Raw genomic sequence first — 19,671 nt, 5'->3', positions numbered from 1 at the left:
TAATATGGCTGTGGGTCGCAGTTGTGGATATTGTCCGAAAGCTGCCAGAGGCTGTGGGGACGAGCCTATCTTGCGGGTCCGTAACCACAACCACGATACTTCCACTTTCGCAGGACAGGCCCTAGATCGTGCCCATGGCAGATTCCACCCAGACCCTTTCAGGTCCTCCACAGGCGGCGAAGAAGCCGCATAGCTTCACCCGCCACGGCGTGACCGTCGAGGACGATTACGCATGGCTGCGCGATCCCGGCTATCCCGAAGTGACCGATGCGGAAGTGCTGGCCCATCTCGAAGCGGAAAACGGCTGGTTCGAAGGTCGCATGGCCGGACAGCAGGGCAAGATCGACCTGCTGTTCAAGGAAATGCGGGCGCGGATCAAGGAAGCCGATCGGTCGGTGCCGCAGAAGGACGGCGACTACCTCTACTGGATCGAGTTCGAAGAAGGCGCCGAGTACAAGAAGTGGTGGCGCAAGCCCGTCGCTGGCGGCCCTGACGAGCTGATCCTCGACGAAGTGGCACTGGCTGCGGGCAAGGAATACTTCAACCTCGGCGCGATCTCCACCAGCGCCAACGGCAAGCTGCTGGCCTATTCGGTGGACGACAACGGTTCCGAACGCTTCACCGCGCGGATCAAGGATCTGACCACCGGCGAACTGCTGGCGGACGAAATTCCCGGCACGCTCTCCGCGCTCGTCTGGGTCGCGAACGACACCGGCCTCGTCTACTCGCTCGCCAACGAGCAGTGGCGCACGGACAATGCCCGCCTGCACTGGCTGGGCCAGCCGGCGGACAGCGACGTTGAACTCTATCACGAGGATGACGAGGGCTTCCGCGTCGGTTCCTCGCTCTCCGCCAACGAGCAGTGGCTGCTGATCGGCACCAGCGATCACGAAACCAGTGAAACGCGCATGGTGCGCGCCGACGATCCGCTGGGCGAACAGATCCTGGTCAAGCCGCGCCAGAAGGGCGTGGAGTACGACGTCGATGAGCGAGAGGGCGTGCTCTACGTCCACACCAACGACACGCACGAAAACTTCCGCCTCGCCACCGCGCCGCTCACCAATCCCGGCGAGTGGACGACGCTGATCGAAGGCAGCGACGCGTTCTACCTGACCGGGGTGGACCTGTTCCGCGATTTCTATGTGGCCGAAGGCCGCAAGACGGCAGGCGTCGGCGCCGGGCTCGACCAGATCGAGGTGCGGTACTACGACGATCCCGCCCGCGTGGAGCCGGTTACCTTCCCCGAGGCGAGCTACTCGGCGGAACTGTCGAACAATCCCGAATGGCACGTGACGACGCTGCGGCTGACGTACGAATCGATGGTCAGCCCTTCGACCGTCTACGATTACGATGTTTCCACGCGCACGCTGGAAGTACTGAAGGTGCAGGAAATCCCCTCCGGCTACGACGCGTCGCTCTATGCGACCGAGCGGCTGGAGATTGAAGCGCGCGATGGCACGATGGTGCCGGTTTCGGTGGTCTATCGCCGCGATCGTGCCGGTGCGGGGCCGCTGCACCTCTATGCCTATGGCGCCTACGGCATCTCGATCGATCCGGGGTTCTCCACCGCGCGGCTCAGCCTGGTCGATCGCGGGTTCGCCTATGCCATCGCGCATATTCGCGGTGGCGACGATCTGGGCCGCGCCTGGTACAAGGCGGGCAAGCTGGATCGCCGCACCAACACGTTCAACGACTTCGTGGACGTGGCCAAGGGCCTGATCGCGCGCGGCTTCACCGAAGCGGGCAAGATCTCGATCTCGGGCGGCTCGGCAGGCGGCGAGCTGATGGGCGCGGTGGTCAATTCGGACCCGGATCTGTTCGGCGCAGTGGTGGCGCATGTGCCCTTCGTGGACGTGCTGAACACCATGCTCGACGATTCGCTCCCTCTGACGCCGGGCGAATGGCCGGAATGGGGCAATCCCATCGAGGACAAGGCCGCGTTCGAGCTGATCCTCGGCTATTCGCCCTACGATCAGGTCACGGCCCAGGCCTATCCGCCGCTGATGGTGACCGCCGGCCTGAACGACCCGCGCGTGACCTATTGGGAACCCGCCAAGTGGGTGGCCAAGCTGCGCGAGGTGAAGACCGACGGCAACGAGCTGATCCTGAAGACCAACATGGGCGCCGGCCACGGCGGCAAGTCGGGCCGGTTCGAAAGCCTTAAGGAAACGGCGGAGGAATTCGCCTTCATCCTCTGGCAGCTTGGTGTTGAAAATTGAGATGAGTTTGAAAATCCGGCCGTAGCCGGATTTTGCGGCACCGGCCCACTCCCCCACCCGACCTCCCACGAGTGTATCCTGATGGGTGGCCGGGTGGCGGAGTGGGCCGGTGCCGCACGGAAATGCCCGGATGGGCATTTCCGATCAGGAGAAAGACATGAGCGACCGGTTCTCCAAGACTTTCACGGCGACGGCCCATGACATTGACGTCATGGGCCACGTCAACAATGCCGTGTGGGTGCAGTGGATGGAGGCGATGGCCGTCTCGCACTGGGAGGCGGATGCCACGCCGGAGCAGGTCGACAAGTACGTCTGGGTCGTGACCCGGCACGAGATCGACTATCGCGGGAATGTTACCGAGGGCGAGAGCGTTTCGGCGGAAACCTTCATTCCCGAAGGCCCCACCGGCGCGCGCTTCGTCCGCCATGTCGATTTCCGCAATTCCGCCGGAAAGGTGATCGTGTCGGCCAAGACGACCTGGGCGATGATCGACAAGGAAACCGGCCGCATCATGCGCGTGCCGCCAGAAGTTAGCGCACGCTTCAGTGCAGGCTGACGACGTTCTGCTCTGGCTCTGACGGCGGCAGCCCGAGGGACGATGCGGAGGCAGAGAAAGTGTGCATTTCGGTGCGGTTCCGCCCGGCGGCCTTGGCTTCGTAGAGCAGGCGGTCGCACTTGCGATAGAGATCGGCAAAGCGCATCGGCGGCGCGCCGGTGACAAGGCCCATGCTGGCAGTGACCGGCCGGTCCAGCATCGGCACTTCGGCGGCGATGCGCGCGGGGATCGCCTGGCGGCGGCGCTCGGCCCGCTCCGCCCCGTTCTTGCCGCGTAGCAGCAGCAGGAATTCCTCACCGCCGATGCGGACGACCACGGTATCCTCGTCCGGCATCAGTGCCAGCGCCACCGCGCGCAGCACCGCGTCGCCGGTGGCGTGGCCGCGCGTGTCGTTGATCGACTTGAAGTGGTCGAGATCGAGCACCGCCATCGTGCTGAAACCATCGAGCACAAGGCGGGTATAACGCTCCTCGAACCCGCGGCGGTTGTAGAGGCCGGTCAGCGGATCGCGCTCCGCCAGGCTTTCGAGGATGCGCGCCTGCGTCAGCGCGCGGTCGCGCTGGTCCTTGATCGCCATGAAGCGGTCTGCCGCGCCCAGCGTCGTCACCAGCACTTCGAAGGCGATGGAGAAATGCTGCGCGCTCATCAGCCCCATCGGCGTGTCGGTCGCCCCCAGCATCGAGGTGATGCGCACCACGCCCATCGTGATCAGCGGCGCCCAGCCTATGATCTGGAACCATACCGTGCGGCTGCCGCGCATCGCCGCCGTGGCCATCGTCCAGGCAAGCAGGCCGATGAAGGGCAGGAACGATGCGTAATAGACGCTCGCCACGCTGGACAGCAGGGGGCCGCCGGCAAGGTTGTAGTAGACCGACCAGAACAGCACCCAGGGGATCACGCCCAGCAGCAACTGCTTCTGTCGTTTGCCCAGCATGCCGGGTTCCAGCAGATCGTCGAAGAAGCGCGAGGCGGCGATGATCGTCAGGCTCCAGCTCAGCGAGGAGAGCAGGCAGATCTGGTTCAGGGAAAGCGAGACGAAGCGGTTGACGATACCGCTGGCCACCGCCGTCTGCGTCAGCATCGCGAAGACGCCCAGCGCGTGCCACAGCGCAAAAGGTTGCCGCAGCACGCGGTAGATCGCGAAGTTCAGCGCCAGCGGCATCAGCATCAGGCCGCAGAGCGCGGCCAGAATCAGCTCGTCATCCCCCACCGCGCGCTCATCGGGGGCAGGTGCAATCTCCACGTCGGAGAGCAGGCCCTTGTGGCGCGCGCCGATCACTTTGACGACGTAGGCCTGCACGGCCGCCCCGCTTTCAAGCCGGGGCAACGGCATCCGCATCGTCCAGGACGTGGAGGCGAAGCGCAGATCGTCATGCGCGATCTCACGCGTGGCGGTGCTGCCGTCGGCGCCGATTGCGGTGATCCACAAGGCGCCGAAACGGGTGAGGCGGGTATTGAGCGTCTCGTCCGGAACGGGCGTCCCACCACGGGGGAGTCCGGTCATGTCGATTCGCACGAAGCTGGCGGCGTTTCCGTCGACGCGCCAGCGCGCGCCGTTGCACTGCCAGCGGGCGGGATCGCGGACGAGATTGGCTGCCGATTCGCTGTCCGGCGCCAGAATCGTGCACAGCGATCCAGGGGCAAAAACCGTTTCCGCTGAGGCCGGTAGGGCCAGCAGCGTCAGGATCGCCCCCGCAATCGTTATCAGGAAGTGCCGTGCCCCGGGAAACATGATTGTTCCCTTGATAGCACGGCACTCAAGATATGGTTAACTGCTAGGCAAAAATTACCCAAGCAGACTAGCTGTAGGGACGTATTCGTAGCCCAGCTCGGTCGCCACGGCTTCGAAAGTTACGTGGCCGGCATGGACGTTCAGGCCAGCGGCCAGATGCGGATCGGCCTTCAGCGCGGCCTTCCAGCCCAGGTTGGCAATGGCAAGGGCGTGCGGCAGCGTCACGTTGTTCAGCGCATAGGTGCTGGTGCGGGCGACGGCGCCGGGCATGTTGGCCACGCAGTAGTGCACCACGCCGTCCACCACGAAGGTCGGTTCGGCATGGGTGGTGGGGTGGCTGGTTTCGAAGCAGCCGCCCTGGTCGATGGCCACGTCCACCAGCACGGCGCCCGGCTTCATCGTCTTCAGCATCGCACGGCTGACCAGCTTGGGCGCGGCGGCGCCGGGGATCAGCACGGCGCCGATCACCAGATCCGCATCGGCCACGCTTTCAGCGAGGTTGGCGGTGCTGGAAAAGCGCGTCTTGGCGCGCGCCTCGAAATAGATGCCCAGGCGTTCCAGCACGTCCGGATTGCGGTCCAGAATCGTCACGTCGGCGCCCAGGCCGACGGCCATCTGCGCGGCGTTGAAGCCGACGACACCGCCGCCGATCACCGCGACCTTGCCCGGCATCACGCCCGGAACGCCGCCCAGCAGGACGCCGCGCCCGCCGTGGGCCTTTTCGAGAGCGGTGGCGCCCGCCTGGATCGACATGCGGCCGGCCACCTGGCTCATCGGCTTCAGCAGCGGCAGCTGGCCACCAGGGCCGGTGACGGTTTCGTAGGCGATGGCGGTCACGCCGGACTTCACCAGGTCCGCCGTCTGCTCCGGATCGGGCGCCAGGTGCAGGTAGGTGTAGAGGATCTGGCCTTCGCGCAGCATTGCGCGCTCATTGGCCTGCGGTTCCTTCACCTTCACGATCATCTCGCAGCCGTCGAAGATCTCCTTCGCGGTGTCGATCAGCTTCGCGCCCTGCTTGGCATAGGCTTCGTCGCTGGCGCCGATGCCCATGCCGGCACCCTTTTCGACCCAGACTTCGTGCCCATGGGCGACGAGTTCGCACACGCTTTCCGGCGTGAGGCCGACGCGATATTCGTGGTTCTTGATTTCCCGAACGGTTCCGACACGCATTTTTTTCGACTCCGCAAAAACTTTCCTGCCGACCGAAATACACCTGCCCCCGCGCAAAGTTTCACCGAATTGGGCTTTGCTTCACGCCGGAACAGGAATATTTCCCATGCTTGAAACAAACGGCAAGAGATTTTTCCATGGACCGGGCGGACCGCGCACTTCTTGAAGCGTTGCAGGCAGACTCCTCGCGCTCGATCGCCGACCTTGCCTCGCTGGTGAACCTGTCACCCTCCGCCTGCCACCGCCGCATCCGGGCGCTGGAGGAGCAGGGCCTGATCCTTGGCTATGCCGCGCGCGTCGATGCGCGAAGGCTGGGCCTGTCGGTGGAGGTCTTCGTGGAGATCACGCTGACCAGCCAGAGCCGCGAAGCGATGGAGCGCTTCGAACGCGCGGTGGGGGATTTCGACGATATCCTCGAATGCCACCTGATGTCCGGCGCGGCGGACTATCAGTTGCGCGTGGCGGCGGCGGATCTGGACCACTACGACCGCATCCACCGCGACTGCCTGGCCCGGCTGCCCGGGGTGTCGTCGATGCGGTCGAGTTTCTCGCTGCGGCGGATCAAGCGGTTTGAGGGGTATGCGGTGCCGTGAGGGGCGGTGCTGGCCCACCCCGCTGCGGCCAACAATTCCAACCGCCCGAAACACGCCGTCGCCCCCGCAAAGGCGGGGCCCCCGCTTCCTTGATCCACAGCGCGAGAGAAGAAAGAACAAGCGGGGTCCCCGCCTGCGCGGGGACGACGGAGTGGTTGTTTGACAGCGCAGAGTGCCGATCAGGCCTGTGGTGGGGCGGGTAACGGAACGAGGATCAACCTCCCTCAATGCGCGTCGCGCAGGTCCTGGGTGATGATGCGGTCCCGCGCGGCGCGGATGTCGCCGGTTTCGTACTGGATCGACAGCCGTTCCTTGTCGCTGGCGCGGTAGGTATTCTCCGCATTGTCGATCTGCTCGCCCGAAAGGCCAAGATCTTCCAATGCCTCGCGCGCCATGGCGACGGCCGATTCCATCACTTCGCGCACCATGAAGGTGACCGGCGCGTCCATCAGCCGGATCATCGTGCGCCGGTCGTAGACGCGGGCCATGATGCGGGCCTCCGGAAAAGCCTCGTGAACGCCTTGCAGGAAGCTTTCGGAAAGCTGGTCGCCGTCGATGCAGAAGACGATCATCTTCGCCTCGCCCGCGCCGGCCTGCCGCAAGAGGTCGATCCGGGTGCCGTCCCCGAACCAGACTTTCGCGCCGAAGCCGCCGGCAACGTCGATCATCTCGATATCGGTGTCGATCAGCGTCACTTCGACCTCGGCGGCGATCAGGACCTGGGCGACGGTTTGGCCGAAGCGGCCGTAGCCGACCACCAGCGCACGCGCGCCATCCTTGCGGGGCCCCTCGCGGGTTTCCTTGCTCGTCGGCATCTCGCGGATGCGCGCCGTCGCCATCATCAGGAACGGGGTGGTCACCATCGAGAGGGTGACGATGGCGCTGAACAGGCTTGCGGCGCTGGGGTCCACCAACCAGGCGTCCTTGGCCTGTGCGAACAGCACGAAGCCGAATTCGCCGCCCTGGCTGAGCAGCAGGCCCAGCGCCAGCGCGCTGCGCCAGTTCATGCGGAAGGCCAGGCCGATCAGGAAGATCACGCCGCTCTTCACCGCGATCAGCGCCAGCGCCATGGTGGCGACGAACATCGGCCGCTCGGCAATGGCGGAAAGGTCCAGCATCATGCCGACGGACATGAAGAACAGGCCCAGCAGCAGGGTGCGAAACGGTTCGACGTCGGCTTCAAGCTCATGGCGATAGGGCGTGTCCGCCAGCATCACGCCGGCAACGAAGGCGCCCAGCGCGGTGGAAAGGCCCAGCGACTGCATCAGCGCGGCCGAGGCGATCACCGTGAACAGCGCGGCGAACACGAACATCTCACGCTCGCCCAGATTGCCGATCAGGCGGAACAGCGGGCGGATCACGAAGCGGCCGGCCAGGATCAGGCCGGCGATGGCGGCCAGCGTCTCCAGCACCAGGATCCAGCCGGGAGGGCCTTCGGGCAGATGCGGATTGCGGTTCATCGCCGCAATGATCGTGATCAGCGGGATGATCGACAGGTCCTGAAACAGCAGGATCGCGAAGGACCGTTCGCCGAACGGGGTATGCAGGCGGCCCTCGCTTTGCAGCAGCGGCAGCACCTGCGCGGTGGAGGACAGGCCTAGCGGCAGGCCCAGCGCCAGCGAGGCGGCAATGCTGAAGCCGGTGGAGAAATAGATCACGGCGGTGATCGCAAGGCCGCAAAGCGTCACTTGCAAAAGGCCCAGCCCGAAAATTTCGTTCCGCATCCGCCAGAGCCGGCGCGGCGCCAGTTCCAGGCCGACGATGAACAGCAGGAACGTGATGCCCAATTCGGCAATGCCCAGCTTGTTCTCCGGATCGCCGACCAGGTTCAGGATGAAAGGCCCAAGGATCGCGCCCGCCAGCAGGTAGCCCAGCGTGGCACCCAGCCCCAGGCGGCGAAACAGCAGGACGAAGGCAAGCGCGGTGCCGAGCAGCAGCATGCCGTCGCGCAACAGGAATGCCTGGGAATGATCTTGCATCGGGTCCTTTCGGGGGCAGCGGGCCTCTCGGCTGGCCGTCAGGGTAGGGGGTTCGACGAGGAATTGTAAGGCCGCCGTTGGCATGGCTTGACCTTGCCCGCCATTCCCGCTTCCTTCGCCGCATTGTGGGGAGTGAGATACCCCATATTCAAGTGATTCTAGGGGGTTATCCGAATGCGCACAATCTTGCTGGCCGGGGCTGCGGCTCTGGCAACGCTGCCGCTGTCTATGGCCGGGGCGCAGTCCACCGATGCCCAGATCGACAAGGTCATCGCCGAAGGGCTCAGCCATAGCGGGGCCATGGCCAATGCGTCGGAACTGATGGACGGCATCGGCCCGCGCCTCTCGCACTCCGAGAACATCGAGCGGGCGCGCGATTGGGCCATCGCCAAGTTCAACGGCTACGGCCTTTCCAACGTCCACCGGGAGCCGTTCCGCTTCGGCGTGGCCTGGAATCTCGATTCCTGGTCTGCATCGATGGTCTCGCCCCGTCCGCTGGTGATGCGGGCGATCCCGGTGGCGTGGTCGCCCGCAACCTCGGGCATGCTGCGCGCGCCGGTGATCCTGGCGCCGATGAGCAAGAAGGAGCACTTCGACGCGTGGCGCGGCAAGCTGGCGGGCAAGATCGTGATGGTCAGCCTGCCGGGCACCGGCAGCGAGCCGGACAAGCCCGCCTTCCGCCGTCTGGAAGCGGCCGAGATCGCCAAGAAGGACCACTTCGACCTGCCGGCGGACGAGGACGACGATGACGCCCGCTTCGTGAAGCGCGTGCTGTTCGCCAAGGAGCTTTCGGAATTCCTGAAGTCCGAAGGCGCGGTGGGCATGGTCCGGATCAGCTATCGCGACGGCGGGCTGCTCCATGGGGAGGGTTACAACCTTTCGCCCGATCAGGGGCTGGCGCTGCCGTTCATGGAACTGGCGGCGGAAGACTACCGCCGCCTCGCGCGGTTGGAAGTGACCGGGAAAGCGCCGACGATGGAAATGGCCATCGCCGCGCGGTTCGACCGCACCAATCTGGACGACGCCAACGTCATTGCCGACATTCCGGGCCGCGATCCCAAGGCGGGCTATGTGATGGCAGGCGGGCACTTCGACAGCTGGATCGCCGCCGATGGCGCCAGCGACAACGGCGCGGGCAGCGTGGTGGTTATGGAGGCCGCGCGTATCCTGGCCAAGATGCCGAGGCCCCGCCGTACCATCCGCTTCGCGCTGTGGTCGGGCGAGGAGCAGGGCCTGCTCGGCTCGATCGCCTATATCGAACAGCACATGGCCACGCGCGGGCTGGATCCCAATGTCGCGGGGCTCGACCGCATGGCGCAGTGGACCGCAGCGTGGCCGATCACCACCAAGCCGGGCTATTCGGAAATGAAGGCCTATTTCAACCTCGACAACGGATCGGGCAAGATCCGCGGCATCTATGGCGAGGGCAACATCGCCGCGATCCCGACGCTGCAGAAGTGGCTGAAGCCCTTCGCCTCCATGGGCGCGACCGATGTGGTTGCGGGCAGGACCGGCGGCACGGATCACCAGTACATGCAGGCGGTAGGGCTTCCGGCTTACCAGTTCGTGCAGGATCCGCTCGATTACGGCAGCCGCGTGCACCATTCGAGCATCGATACCGTCGATCACATGAAGGTGGACGATATCCGTCAGGCCGCGACGATCATGGCGGGGATGTTGTGGCAGGCGGCCAACTCGGAGGTCGAACTGCCGCGTCCGCCGCTGCCGCTGAAGCCGGGCAAGGCGGATCCGTTCAAGGTGCAGGATCCGGACGACAACTAAGGGGTGAACTGTCCTCCCCGGTTCGGGGAGGTGGCAGCCGCAACGCGGCTGACGGAGGGGATTGGCGGCCTCAAGCGGCGCTGGCGCTGATGGCGAATTCCCTCCACCATCCTTCGGGCGATCCTCCTCCCCTTGCAGGGGAGGACGGGCATGGCATTCGCGCGGTTACGCCAGCGGGGCGATCCGCTCTACCTTACGCGGCCTGAAAATTCCCCGTCGTCCCCGCCTTCGCGGGGGCTACGAGTACCCTGGGGTAGGTGGTGCTGCGGATCGAACTCGCGACTTGATCAAGCCGCGCGGAACGCCAGCAGAGACAGGCCAAAGCCCGCGAACAGCCCGCCGGTCAGCCGGTTGAACACCCGCTTCACCCCGGCGCGGCCGAGGTGGCGGGAGAGCGCACGGCCGCTGCCGGCGTAGACCGAGTACCAGAACGCCTCGATCACCGCGAAGACTGCCACCAGAATGGCGAACTGCGGCGCCTGCGGGCGGGCCGGGTCGATGAACTGCGGCAGGAAGGCGGCGGCGAAGACGATCGCCTTGGGATTGCTGATCGAGATCGCATAGCCGCCCCGGAACAGCGCCAGCCAGGAGACTTCGGGCCGGACTGCCGACGTTTCGGCATCGTCCTCGCTCACCGGCGCGCGCCAGGCCTTTACCGCCAGGAACAGCAGGTAGCCGGCGCCGGCAATGCGCAGCGCGGTGAAGGTACCCGGCAGCGCGTGTAGCAGGGCGCCCAGGCCCACGGCGGAGGCGGTCAGCAGCGTCACGAGGCCCAGCAGGCAGCCCACCATGGTGGCCAAAGTGCGCTTCACACCCAGTTCCACGCTGCGCGAAAGCACGTGGAGCATGTTCGGGCCCGGCGTCGCGCTCAGCAGGAAGACCGCGACGGCGTAGATCCAGAGGGTGTGAAGCGCCATCGTCTTTCCTTAGTTTGGGGTGTCCAGCTCGTTGCCGGTCAGGGTGACGACATGAAGCAGGTTGGTGGAGCCGGGCACGCCGAACGGCACGCCGGCAAGGGCAACGAGACGGGTGCCGGCGGCTCCGAAGCCGTGGCGCAGGGCCATGCGCTTGCCTTTGGCGATCATCTCTTCGAAGCTGCCGATGTCCTTGGTGGTCACCGTGTGCGCGCCCCACAGCAGCGCGAGGCGGCGGGCGGTGGCCAGCGTCGGCGTGAGCACCAGCATCGGCGCGGCAGGACGTTCACGCGCCACGCGACGGGCCGAGCCGCCCGAGCCGGTGAAGACGATGATGCCTTCGATCGGCAGGGTATCGGCAATCGTCGCGCAGGAAGCGGAGAGCGCGTCGGCCGTCGTCGGATCGGGCGGGGTGGCGGCCAGGTGGATACGCTCACGATAGGTCGAATCGGTTTCGACCTTCACGGCGATGCGGTCCATGATCGTCACCGCTTCCACCGGCCACTGGCCCGCTGCGGTCTCGGCCGAGAGCATCACCGCGTCGGCACCGTCATAGACCGCGTTGGCAACGTCGGACACTTCGGCGCGGGTGGGCGAGGGGCTGGTGATCATCGATTCCAGCATCTGCGTGGCCACGACCACCGGCTTGCCGCTGGCGCGGGTCTTGGCGACGATGTGCTTCTGGATCGGGGGCACTTCCTCAGGCAGCAGTTCGACGCCCAGATCGCCGCGGGCGACCATGATGCCGTCCGACAGTTCGATGATCCCGTCGATCGCCTGCACGGCGGCGGGCTTTTCGATCTTCGACATCAGCGCGCAGGCTCCGCCGATCAGGCGGCGGGCTTCGGCCACGTCCTCGGGACGCTGAACGAAGGACAGGCCGATCCAGTCGGCGCCCTGGTCCACGGCGAAAGCCAGGTCGCGGCGATCCTTGTCGGTCAGCGCCGGCACAGGGACGATGGCGTCAGGCACGTTCACGCCCTTGCGGTCGGAAATCGCGCCGCCCACTTCGACGGTACACAGGATGCTGTCGGCATCGGCCTTGATGACGACCAGGCGCAGCTTGCCATCGTCGATCAGCAGGCGCTCGCCGTTCTGCAGGATGCCGAACAGTTCGGGGTGGGGCAGGCAGACTCGGTTTTCGTCACCCGGGGTGGGATCGCGATCGAGCGTGAAGTGCGCGCCGTGGCGCAGGAAGGCCTTGCCCTCGGCAAACGTGCCCACGCGCAGCTTGGGGCCCTGAAGGTCGCACAGGATGGCGATGGGGCGCATCGAATCCTTTTCCACCGCGCGGATGTTGGCGATGGTTTCGCGGTGCGTGTCGTGATCGCCGTGGCTCATGTTGACGCGGAATGCATCGGCGCCGGCTTTCAGCAGCTTCTCGATGGTTTCCTTGTCGCGGCTCGCCGGCCCGAGCGTGGCAAGGATCTTGACCTTGCGCTGGCGCTTGATGCCGCGATGGTGGGGCGAACGGCGGAACGGGGGAGTAGTTGCCAAGGTCAGTGTGCCTCTTCCTGTATCGGTGCGACCTATGGCAAAGGCTGTCGGACAAACCAAGGACCAAGCGACGCGCCATGCACGAAAACAACTCTATAGACGCTCTTGATGACGCGGCAGCGGCAGCGGCCTTCCGGCGCCTCGTCAAGCACTTGCAGCAGCGCCACGATGCCGAAAACATAGACCTGATGGGATTGGCCGGATTCTGCCGCAATTGCCTGGCCGACTGGATCCGTGACGCTGGTTTTGAAGGCGACAAGGCCGCCGCGCGCGAAGTGATCCACGGCATGCCGTTCGACGAGTGGAAGGCGAAGTTCCAGAGCGAGGCGACGCCTGAACAGCTTGCCCGCATGGAAGAAAGCCTGAAGAAGAACGGCGGCACGCACTGACGCGCCGCCGCGCGATCTGTCAGACAAATTACGGGTCTGTTTGAAAATTCGCTGAAGGCGAATTTTGCGGCACCAGCCCGCTCCCCCACCCGACCTCCCACGAGTGTATCCTGATGGGCGGTCGGGTGGGGGAGCGGGCTGGTGCCGCGCAAAAATGTCCATTCGGGCATTTTTCAAAGGACTCTTCAGGAACTGGCCAGCTTCATCATCACCAGCCCCGCCAGGATCAGTCCGGCGGCGGCAAGGCGCAGGGGGCTGGCCGATTCGCCCAGGAAGGCGATGCCCACGGCAAAGGCGCCCAGCGCGCCGATTCCGGTCCAGACCATGTAGGCCGTGCCCAGCGGCAGTCGCTTCATCGCCCAGGCCAGCAGCGCGAAACTGGCGAACATGGCGGTGATCGTGATCACGCTGGGCCACAGGCGGGTGAAACCTTCCGACTGCTTCATGGCGGAGGCCCAGACGACTTCGAACAGGCCGGCGATGGTGAGAACGATCCAGGACACGACTGCGGGCAACCTCCTTTACGTGGTTGCCGGGCCGTCCCGGTCTTGAACCTCCGCCCGGTGATGAAGGGGGGAGACGGGAACGTGGTCGCCGCAAGGGCCAGATAGCCAGCCGGGACAGGCGAGGCAACCGGCGGGAACTTATCCCGCAGTTATCCCGGGTTAGGCACAGGATTTCCACAGCCCCCCGCTTTGCCCGAATCCCCGGGAGCCGCTATCAGCGCCCGCCAATCAGATTCATCACGATATATTCCGGAGCTTTACCCGATGGCCGAAACCACCGACGATCGCCTGCGCCTTCTCATTGAACGCGTTGAGCGCCTCGAAGAAGAGAAGAAGGGCATCGGCGACGATATCCGCGACGTTTATAACGAAGCCAAGGCCGTGGGCTACGACGTCAAGATCATGCGCCAGATCGTGCGCATCCGTAAGATGAAGCCCGATGACCGTCGCGAGATGGACATGCTGCTGGACACCTACAAGACGGCGCTCGGCATCGATTGATGTTTGCTCCAGCCGAAACGGGCATTCGCCCGTTTCGGCGGCAAGCGGCTTACTCAAAAATCCAATTCTAACCGCCCAGATGCACCAGCAGCATGGTCGCCGCATTGGCGCCGGCGTGCTGAAGGATCGCGGCATGCAGGCCGATCCGCTGGCGGGTGAAGCCCAGCATCAGCGCGGCCCATAGCTGCGGCAGCACCATCGGCAGCATGAGTGCCGATACGCTGGGATAGTTCGACAGGTGAACGCCGGCGAACAGCAGCGCCACGATCCAGAATATTCCTGGATAGGCTGCGCGATAGAGCGATCCCGTATGCCGCTTGCGCAGAAGGACCCACCCGCCCAGCGCGGCGACGGCAAGCGCCACTAGCAGGGCGATCAGCGCCATTGGGGCGATCGCTTTCGCAAAGATAACCAGACCAGCGAACAGCATCGCGCAGGCAAGCAGCCATAGCGCACGGGGCCGCCCGGTCTGCCAGCCACGGAACACTATCTCCTCGGCCAGCGGTGCGATCAGCACCGTGAAGGGCAGTAGCCAGCCCGACGGCAGCTTGTCGAACGCATCGGGTGTCGGCAGGTGCATGGCCTGTTGCCAGAGCCCGATCAGCGGCAGCACCACCAGCATCAGCCCGGCGACATGGAGCACTTCCATCGCGCCCAGCGCCGCCCAGCCCTCCCGCCGGCGCAGGCCGATGGGCATCAGGACGGCGGGCCGCAGCAGGAACGCGGGCAGTTCGCGCAGCAGGCTGAGCGCGCGGTTGAAAGCGTGGGGCGTGGCGGCGGTGTCGATACGGGTGGCCATGTCCCTCTGCTAACCCGGCCTTGATTGAGAATTCGTTGTGCGGTGCGGGGACCGGAACGGGCGGTTGCCCTTGGGTGCCGGCCTGTTGTAAGGCCGCCCGCACATCATTCACCGGACCTCATTCTCCGGGCCTCGCGGACCAGTCCGCAGGCAGGCAGACGAGCGAAGCAAGAGCGGACCCATGGCAGGCCATTCCAAATTCAAGAACATCATGCATCGCAAGGGTGCGCAGGACAAGAAGCGCTCGGCACAGTTCAGCAAGCTCAGCCGCGAAATCACCGTCGCCGCCAAGATGGGCATGCCCGATCCTGACATGAACCCGCGCCTGCGCGCCGCCGTCAACGCGGCCAAGGCGCAGTCGATGCCCAAGGACAACATCCAGCGCGCGATCGACAAGGCCAGCAAGGGCGATGCGGAGAACTACGAGGAAGTGCGCTACGAAGGCTACGGCCCCGGCGGCGTTGCCCTCATCGTCGAGGCGCTGACCGACAACCGCAACCGCACCGCCACCAACGTGCGCACCGCCTTCTCCAAGAACGGCGGCAACCTTGGCGCCTCGGGCGCGGTTTCGCACGGTTTCGAACGCCTCGGCCTGATCGAGTATCCCGCCAGCGTGGGTGACGAGGACAAGGTCCTCGAAGCCGCGATCGAAGCCGGCGCCGACGATGTCGAGAGCGATATGGGCGATGGCGACGAGAACCCGGGCAGCCACCAGATCTGGGTTTCGGTCGATTCGCTGCACGAAGTCGCCCGCGAACTGGAAAAGGTCCTTGGCGAAGCCGAGGGCGTGAAGCTGGCGTGGAAGCCCAACCTCACGGTCGACGTCGATGCCGACACTGCCGGCACGCTGATGAAGCTGGTCGACACCCTGGAAGACGACGACGACGTTCAGACCGTCTGGGGCAACTACGAAATCTCGGACGAAGTGATGGAGAAGCTGGGCTGACCAGCTTTCCCGTCGGCATCGCGACCCCGGCGCTGGCTTTTGCCGCGCTGGGGGCTGCCTGGCTGGCGTTCGCGCCGGCTGGGCCGGCGATTGCCGAAAGTGGAGCCAAAAGCGGTGTGGGGCGATCGGGCCCGGCCGTCGCCAATCACTGCGCGGCGGATGAGAAGGTGCTCTATTCCTGCGTCTTCCCACGCGGCGTCGGTTCGCTCTGCACCGATGGCGCGGCGGTGCACTACCGCTTCGGGCCGCATGGCAAGGCGGATCTCGATCTTGTCAGCCGGCCGGACTGGTCCAACATCCATCAGGGCGACGTGCGCGGGCAGGGCAATGGCTATCAACGCCATGTCCGCCTGACCAATGGCCGTTTCCACTATGTCGTGTTCGAAGGGATGGACGGCAATCTGACCGACAACCCCGGCCGCACCTATTCGGGCATCGCTGTGCTGGAAGGGCCGAAGGGCGAGCGCGCGGTGTCGACATTGAACTGTCCCGGCCGCTCGGTTCACGATCTCGACGCGCGTCTGGTGCTGGAACGTGCCGGGGCCGAGGAAGAGAACGGCCCCTTCGACATGTGGTACTGACAACATGATCATCATCGGCCTCGATCCGGGGCTCACCTGCACCGGCTGGGGCATCGTCGCCAAGAGCGGCAGCCGCCTCAGCCATGTCGCCAACGGGCAGATCCGCACCGACGCCAAGGCCGGCATGGCCGAGCGTCTGGTGGAGCTGGACGCCGCGCTGACCGACGTGATCCTGCTCCATCGCCCCGATGCCGGCGCGGTGGAGGAAGTCTTCGTCAACGTGAACCCACAGTCCACGCTGAAGCTGGGGCAGGCGCGCGGCGTCGCCATGCTGTCGATCGCGCGCGCCGGGCTGCCGGTGGCCGAGTATTCCACCAAGGTCATCAAGAAGGCGCTGGTGGGTACAGGCGGGGCCGACAAGAAGCAGATCCAGCACATGCTGAAAGTCTTGCTGCCCGGCGTGAAACTGGCGGGCGAGGATGCCTCGGACGCGCTGGCCGTTGCCATCACCCACGCCAACATGCTGGGCAGCCATCGCTAGTCGCCCGCGTTGTTCATGCCATGGACGCGCGCGCTCATGAGGATCGGGACGAAGCCTGGATGGCGGACGCGATCCGCCTTGCGGTGCGGGAGAAAGGCATCGATCCCGCCGCCACCCCCATCGCCGCGCTGGTGGTGCGGGACGGCCGCCTGATCGCTTCGGGCGTCAACCGCACGCAGGAATGCTGCGACGCCACCGCCCATGCCGAGATCGAAGCCTTTCGCGCCGCCGGCAAGGCGTTGGGATCGATGCGGATCGAAGGCGCGACGCTCTATTCCACGCTCCAGCCCTGCGGCATGTGCACGATGGCGGCGATCTGGGCCGGCATCAGCCGCATCGTCTATGGCGCTGGGCGAGATGACGTGCATCCGATGTATTTCGAGGCACGCCACCTCTCCACCTTCGACTTCGTGGCCGATGCCTTCAAGGACGACCTCTCGCTGACCGGCGGCGTGATGGCCCGGGATTGCGCGGCGCTCTACTACCGGCCGTGGGACGATGTGCCGGAGGATCAACAAGCAAACACGTAACCGCTGTTGACGGGGGCTGGCGTGGCGGGAATGTTCCTGCCATAGGAACAAACCATGATCGCCAAGCTCACAGGTCTGCTCGACGACACCGGCCCGGATTGGGCCATTATCGACGTGAACGGGGTGGGTTATCTCGTCCACTGTTCGGCGCGCACGCTCGATCATCTCGGCATCCGGGGCGACAAGGTGGTCGTCCATACCGAGATGCAGGTCAGCGAGACCGATCAGCGCCTGATCGGCTTCACCAGCGGGGCGGAGCGCAACTGGTTCCGTCTGCTGACGGCGGTGCAGGGCGTGGGATCGAAAGTGGCGCTGGCGATCCTTTCGGCACTGACGACCGAGGAATTGCAGCGCGCTTGCGCCGGCGGCGATTCCGCCATGGTCGCGCGCGCAAATGGTGTTGGGCCGAAGCTGGCCAGCCGCATCGTCAACGAATTGAAGGACAAGGCGGGCGGCATGCCCACCGTGCCCGGCGCGCCGGGGATTGCCGCTGTGGCTGCACCTGCGGGCAATTCCAGCGCGGATGCCGTATCCGCGCTTCAGAACCTGGGCTTCAAACCGGCCGTCGCCAGCATGGCGGTGGGCAAGGCTGTCGAGGAACTGGGCGAGGATGCGGGGCTGAACGATCTAGTCCGCGTTGCGCTGAAGAGGGCGGCTGGGTGATTGGTCGCACCCACCTCGAATTTCGGGCGGACTATGCCAAGTCCGTTTCGCCGGAAACTGAACCTTCCGGCGAGGAAGTCATCGCCTTTCTTGTGAATGGCATCCGCCAGTCCGGAATTGCGGCGGCGGAACCCTTTGCTGAAGATTGGGGCTGGTGTTCCGTGTTGCACGTGGATGGTTTCCGCTTCCTGCTTGGGTGCGGCGACTATCTTGAGTACGAGGATGGCTGGCTTTGCTTTATTGATTTCCGGCAGGGTTTTCGCCGCTTTTTCAAACCGAACTCCGCCAGGCAGGCGCTTCGTCACGCTACCCATGCCATGCATGGCGCCGTGCAGGGGAACCCCCGTTGCCGTGATCGCAAATGGTGGAGCGATACGACCGGTGTCGGCGCAGTTGAAGAATGTTGAATGACCGATAATCCCATCCTCACCTCCTCCCGTCAGCCAGAGGACGCCGATGCGGCGTTGAGGCCGAAAACTTTGGCCGAATTCGTCGGGCAGGCGGCGGCGAAGGACAATCTTCGCGTGTTCATCGAAAGCGCCAAGTCGCGGCGCGAGGCGATGGATCATACGCTGTTCTTCGGCCCTCCCGGCCTTGGCAAGACGACGCTGGCGCAGATCGTCGCGCGCGAACTGGGCGTGGGTTTCCGCGCCACCAGCGGCCCGGTGATCGCCAAGGCCGGCGATCTAGCGGCGCTGCTGACCAATCTTGAGCACGGCGACGTGCTGTTCATCGACGAGATCCACCGTCTCAATCCCGTGGTGGAGGAAGTGCTCTATCCGGCGATGGAGGACCGTGCGTTGGACCTCATCATCGGTGAAGGGCCTTCGGCGCGTTCGGTGCGGATCGACCTGCCGCCGTTCACGCTGGTGGGTGCGACGACGCGGCAAGGCCTGCTCCAGACCCCGCTGCGCGACCGCTTCGGTATTCCGGTACGCCTGCAGTTCTACACCGTGGAGGAGCTGGAAAAGGTCGTCACGCGCGGTGCCAACCTGCTGGGCATCGGCATGGACAAGGGCGGCGCGACCGAGATTGCCCGCCGTTCGCGCGGCACCCCGCGCGTGGCCGGGCGGCTGATGCGCCGCGTGCGCGACTTTGCCCATGTCGCCGGATCGGACGTGATCTCGCGCGAGATTGCCGACGATGCGCTGACGCGGCTGGAGGTCGATTCGATCGGCCTCGACGCGCAGGACAGGCGCTATCTGCGGATGATTGCGGATATCTACAAGGGCGGCCCGGTCGGCGTGGAGACGCTGGCGGCGGGGCTTTCTGAGCCGCGCGACACGATCGAGGAAGTGATCGAGCCCTATCTGATCCAGCTTGGCCTTATCGCGCGCACGGCGCGGGGGCGTTGCCTGAACGATCGCGGCTGGGCCCATCTGGGCATGACCCCACCGCAGCAGCAAGGGCCGCAAGGCGGCCTTTTCGATTCGCAACCGGACTAGGGCGAAACCGGATTCGGGCAGCCAGAATGTCGGCACGGTTTACAAACCCGGCTTACAACAGTCCCGCTTCGGTACAGTCCTGATTTCAATCGTCAAAACCGGCCGAATTTAACCCTTTCGAAGGCACGAAACGGTGTTAACGGCATTGTTCCCTTAACCGCTCTCTGCGTTTTGTAGTGGCAAGTGGTCTCATGCGACGTCCGTCGCTGTCGGGAGGTCCCGAGGGAGCGAAGAGAAGCGTTATGTCGGTTCGGATGGCCTTGGCGAAACTCTCTGCCTGTGCGGCTGGGTGCGCGATCATCGGCGGTGGCGCAGTCCACGTTGCCGAAACGCAAGCAAGCGGCGTGGAGTATCACAAGCTGAAGCAGGCCAAGGTGGCGAAGGTCAC

Annotated in this window: 20 protein-coding genes; 13 read left to right on the top strand and 7 right to left on the bottom strand. The window is 65.1% G+C overall.

Translation table 11 applies throughout. The features are described 5' to 3' along the window. The first annotated feature begins 134 nt into the window (after window positions 1-134). Window positions 135-2,219 carry a S9 family peptidase gene (locus WBP07_RS14735; protein ID WP_395392172.1) on the top strand — a complete coding sequence of 695 codons (2,085 nt, stop codon included), beginning with the start codon at window positions 135-137 and terminating at the stop codon, window positions 2,217-2,219. A 157-nt stretch (window positions 2,220-2,376) separates the two neighbouring features. Next, window positions 2,377-2,775: an acyl-CoA thioesterase gene (locus tag WBP07_RS14730; RefSeq protein ID WP_395392170.1), complete on the top strand. Its 399-nt coding sequence runs from the start codon at window positions 2,377-2,379 to the stop codon at window positions 2,773-2,775. Here WBP07_RS14730 and WBP07_RS14725 read toward each other — a convergent pair. Both WBP07_RS14725 and ald read right to left on the bottom strand, forming a co-directional pair. Then, window positions 2,762-4,507: a diguanylate cyclase gene (locus tag WBP07_RS14725; RefSeq protein WP_395392169.1), complete on the bottom strand. Its 1,746-nt coding sequence runs from the start codon at window positions 4,505-4,507 to the stop codon at window positions 2,762-2,764. The two genes, WBP07_RS14730 and WBP07_RS14725, sit on opposite strands and share 14 nt — an antisense overlap. Before the next feature lie 54 nt (window positions 4,508-4,561). Beyond that, entirely contained in the window at window positions 4,562-5,677 is a 1,116-nt protein-coding gene (ald, locus tag WBP07_RS14720) for an alanine dehydrogenase (protein WP_395392167.1), read from the bottom strand. A gap of 137 nt (window positions 5,678-5,814) precedes the next feature. Between ald and WBP07_RS14715 the strand changes: the two genes are divergently transcribed. After that, complete coding sequence (locus tag WBP07_RS14715; RefSeq protein WP_395392165.1) at window positions 5,815-6,270, top strand: Lrp/AsnC family transcriptional regulator; 456 nt, start codon at window positions 5,815-5,817, stop codon at window positions 6,268-6,270. A gap of 224 nt (window positions 6,271-6,494) precedes the next feature. On the opposite strand, the gene WBP07_RS14710 is transcribed toward WBP07_RS14715, so the two are convergent. Then, window positions 6,495-8,249 carry a cation:proton antiporter gene (locus tag WBP07_RS14710; protein WP_395392163.1) on the bottom strand — a complete coding sequence of 585 codons (1,755 nt, stop codon included), beginning with the start codon at window positions 8,247-8,249 and terminating at the stop codon, window positions 6,495-6,497. Window positions 8,250-8,423: 174 nt separating this feature from the next. Between WBP07_RS14710 and WBP07_RS14705 the strand changes: the two genes are divergently transcribed. Further along, window positions 8,424-10,031: a M20/M25/M40 family metallo-hydrolase gene (locus WBP07_RS14705; protein WP_395392162.1), complete on the top strand. Its 1,608-nt coding sequence runs from the start codon at window positions 8,424-8,426 to the stop codon at window positions 10,029-10,031. A 287-nt stretch (window positions 10,032-10,318) separates the two neighbouring features. On the opposite strand, the gene WBP07_RS14700 is transcribed toward WBP07_RS14705, so the two are convergent. Beyond that, window positions 10,319-10,948 (bottom strand): LysE family translocator, encoded by a 630-nt coding sequence (locus tag WBP07_RS14700; RefSeq protein ID WP_395392160.1) that lies wholly within the window; start codon window positions 10,946-10,948, stop codon window positions 10,319-10,321. A gap of 9 nt (window positions 10,949-10,957) precedes the next feature. Then, window positions 10,958-12,442 carry a pyruvate kinase gene (gene pyk, locus WBP07_RS14695; protein WP_395392158.1) on the bottom strand — a complete coding sequence of 495 codons (1,485 nt, stop codon included), beginning with the start codon at window positions 12,440-12,442 and terminating at the stop codon, window positions 10,958-10,960. 77 nt (window positions 12,443-12,519) lie between these two features. Between pyk and WBP07_RS14690 the strand changes: the two genes are divergently transcribed. Further along, window positions 12,520-12,831 carry a DUF1244 domain-containing protein gene (locus WBP07_RS14690; RefSeq protein WP_395392157.1) on the top strand — a complete coding sequence of 104 codons (312 nt, stop codon included), beginning with the start codon at window positions 12,520-12,522 and terminating at the stop codon, window positions 12,829-12,831. Window positions 12,832-13,016: 185 nt separating this feature from the next. Here the strand turns inward: WBP07_RS14690 and sugE are convergent, their stop codons facing one another. After that, window positions 13,017-13,334, bottom strand: coding sequence for a quaternary ammonium compound efflux SMR transporter SugE (sugE, locus tag WBP07_RS14685; protein WP_395392155.1), 318 nt, complete (start codon window positions 13,332-13,334; stop codon window positions 13,017-13,019). A 267-nt stretch (window positions 13,335-13,601) separates the two neighbouring features. On the opposite strand from sugE, the gene WBP07_RS14680 reads away from it, so the two are divergent. Continuing rightward, window positions 13,602-13,838: a DUF2312 domain-containing protein gene (locus WBP07_RS14680; protein WP_142636167.1), complete on the top strand. Its 237-nt coding sequence runs from the start codon at window positions 13,602-13,604 to the stop codon at window positions 13,836-13,838. A gap of 67 nt (window positions 13,839-13,905) precedes the next feature. Here WBP07_RS14680 and WBP07_RS14675 read toward each other — a convergent pair whose 3' ends face one another. Further along, window positions 13,906-14,637 carry a type II CAAX prenyl endopeptidase Rce1 family protein gene (locus WBP07_RS14675; RefSeq protein WP_395392154.1) on the bottom strand — a complete coding sequence of 244 codons (732 nt, stop codon included), beginning with the start codon at window positions 14,635-14,637 and terminating at the stop codon, window positions 13,906-13,908. A gap of 181 nt (window positions 14,638-14,818) precedes the next feature. Between WBP07_RS14675 and WBP07_RS14670 the strand changes: the two genes are divergently transcribed. From WBP07_RS14670 to ruvB, 7 genes are all read left to right on the top strand, one after another. Continuing rightward, window positions 14,819-15,583 carry a YebC/PmpR family DNA-binding transcriptional regulator gene (locus WBP07_RS14670; protein ID WP_132468669.1) on the top strand — a complete coding sequence of 255 codons (765 nt, stop codon included), beginning with the start codon at window positions 14,819-14,821 and terminating at the stop codon, window positions 15,581-15,583. 116 nt (window positions 15,584-15,699) lie between these two features. Next, window positions 15,700-16,164, top strand: coding sequence for a hypothetical protein (locus WBP07_RS14665; RefSeq protein ID WP_395392152.1), 465 nt, complete (start codon window positions 15,700-15,702; stop codon window positions 16,162-16,164). A 4-nt stretch (window positions 16,165-16,168) separates the two neighbouring features. Further along, complete coding sequence (ruvC, locus tag WBP07_RS14660) at window positions 16,169-16,645, top strand: crossover junction endodeoxyribonuclease RuvC (protein ID WP_147220699.1); 477 nt, start codon at window positions 16,169-16,171, stop codon at window positions 16,643-16,645. A 20-nt stretch (window positions 16,646-16,665) separates the two neighbouring features. After that, window positions 16,666-17,175 (top strand): nucleoside deaminase, encoded by a 510-nt coding sequence (locus tag WBP07_RS14655; RefSeq protein ID WP_395392150.1) that lies wholly within the window; start codon window positions 16,666-16,668, stop codon window positions 17,173-17,175. 54 nt (window positions 17,176-17,229) lie between these two features. Next, on the top strand, window positions 17,230-17,838 hold the full coding sequence (gene ruvA, locus WBP07_RS14650; protein WP_395392148.1) for a Holliday junction branch migration protein RuvA: 609 nt from the start codon (window positions 17,230-17,232) through the stop codon (window positions 17,836-17,838). Beyond that, a complete protein-coding gene (locus tag WBP07_RS14645) occupies window positions 17,835-18,245 on the top strand; it encodes a hypothetical protein (protein WP_395392146.1) in 411 nt (136 codons plus the stop codon). Before ruvA ends, WBP07_RS14645 begins: the two co-directional genes overlap by 4 nt. Then, complete coding sequence (gene ruvB, locus WBP07_RS14640) at window positions 18,246-19,283, top strand: Holliday junction branch migration DNA helicase RuvB (protein WP_395392145.1); 1,038 nt, start codon at window positions 18,246-18,248, stop codon at window positions 19,281-19,283. Window positions 19,284-19,671: the final 388 nt, after the last annotated feature.

This window comes from Novosphingobium oxfordense, assembly GCF_044029435.1.
In the GTDB taxonomy this organism is placed as follows: Bacteria; Pseudomonadota; Alphaproteobacteria; order Sphingomonadales; family Sphingomonadaceae; genus Novosphingobium.
This window is presented reverse-complemented; position numbering and strand designations above follow the sequence as displayed.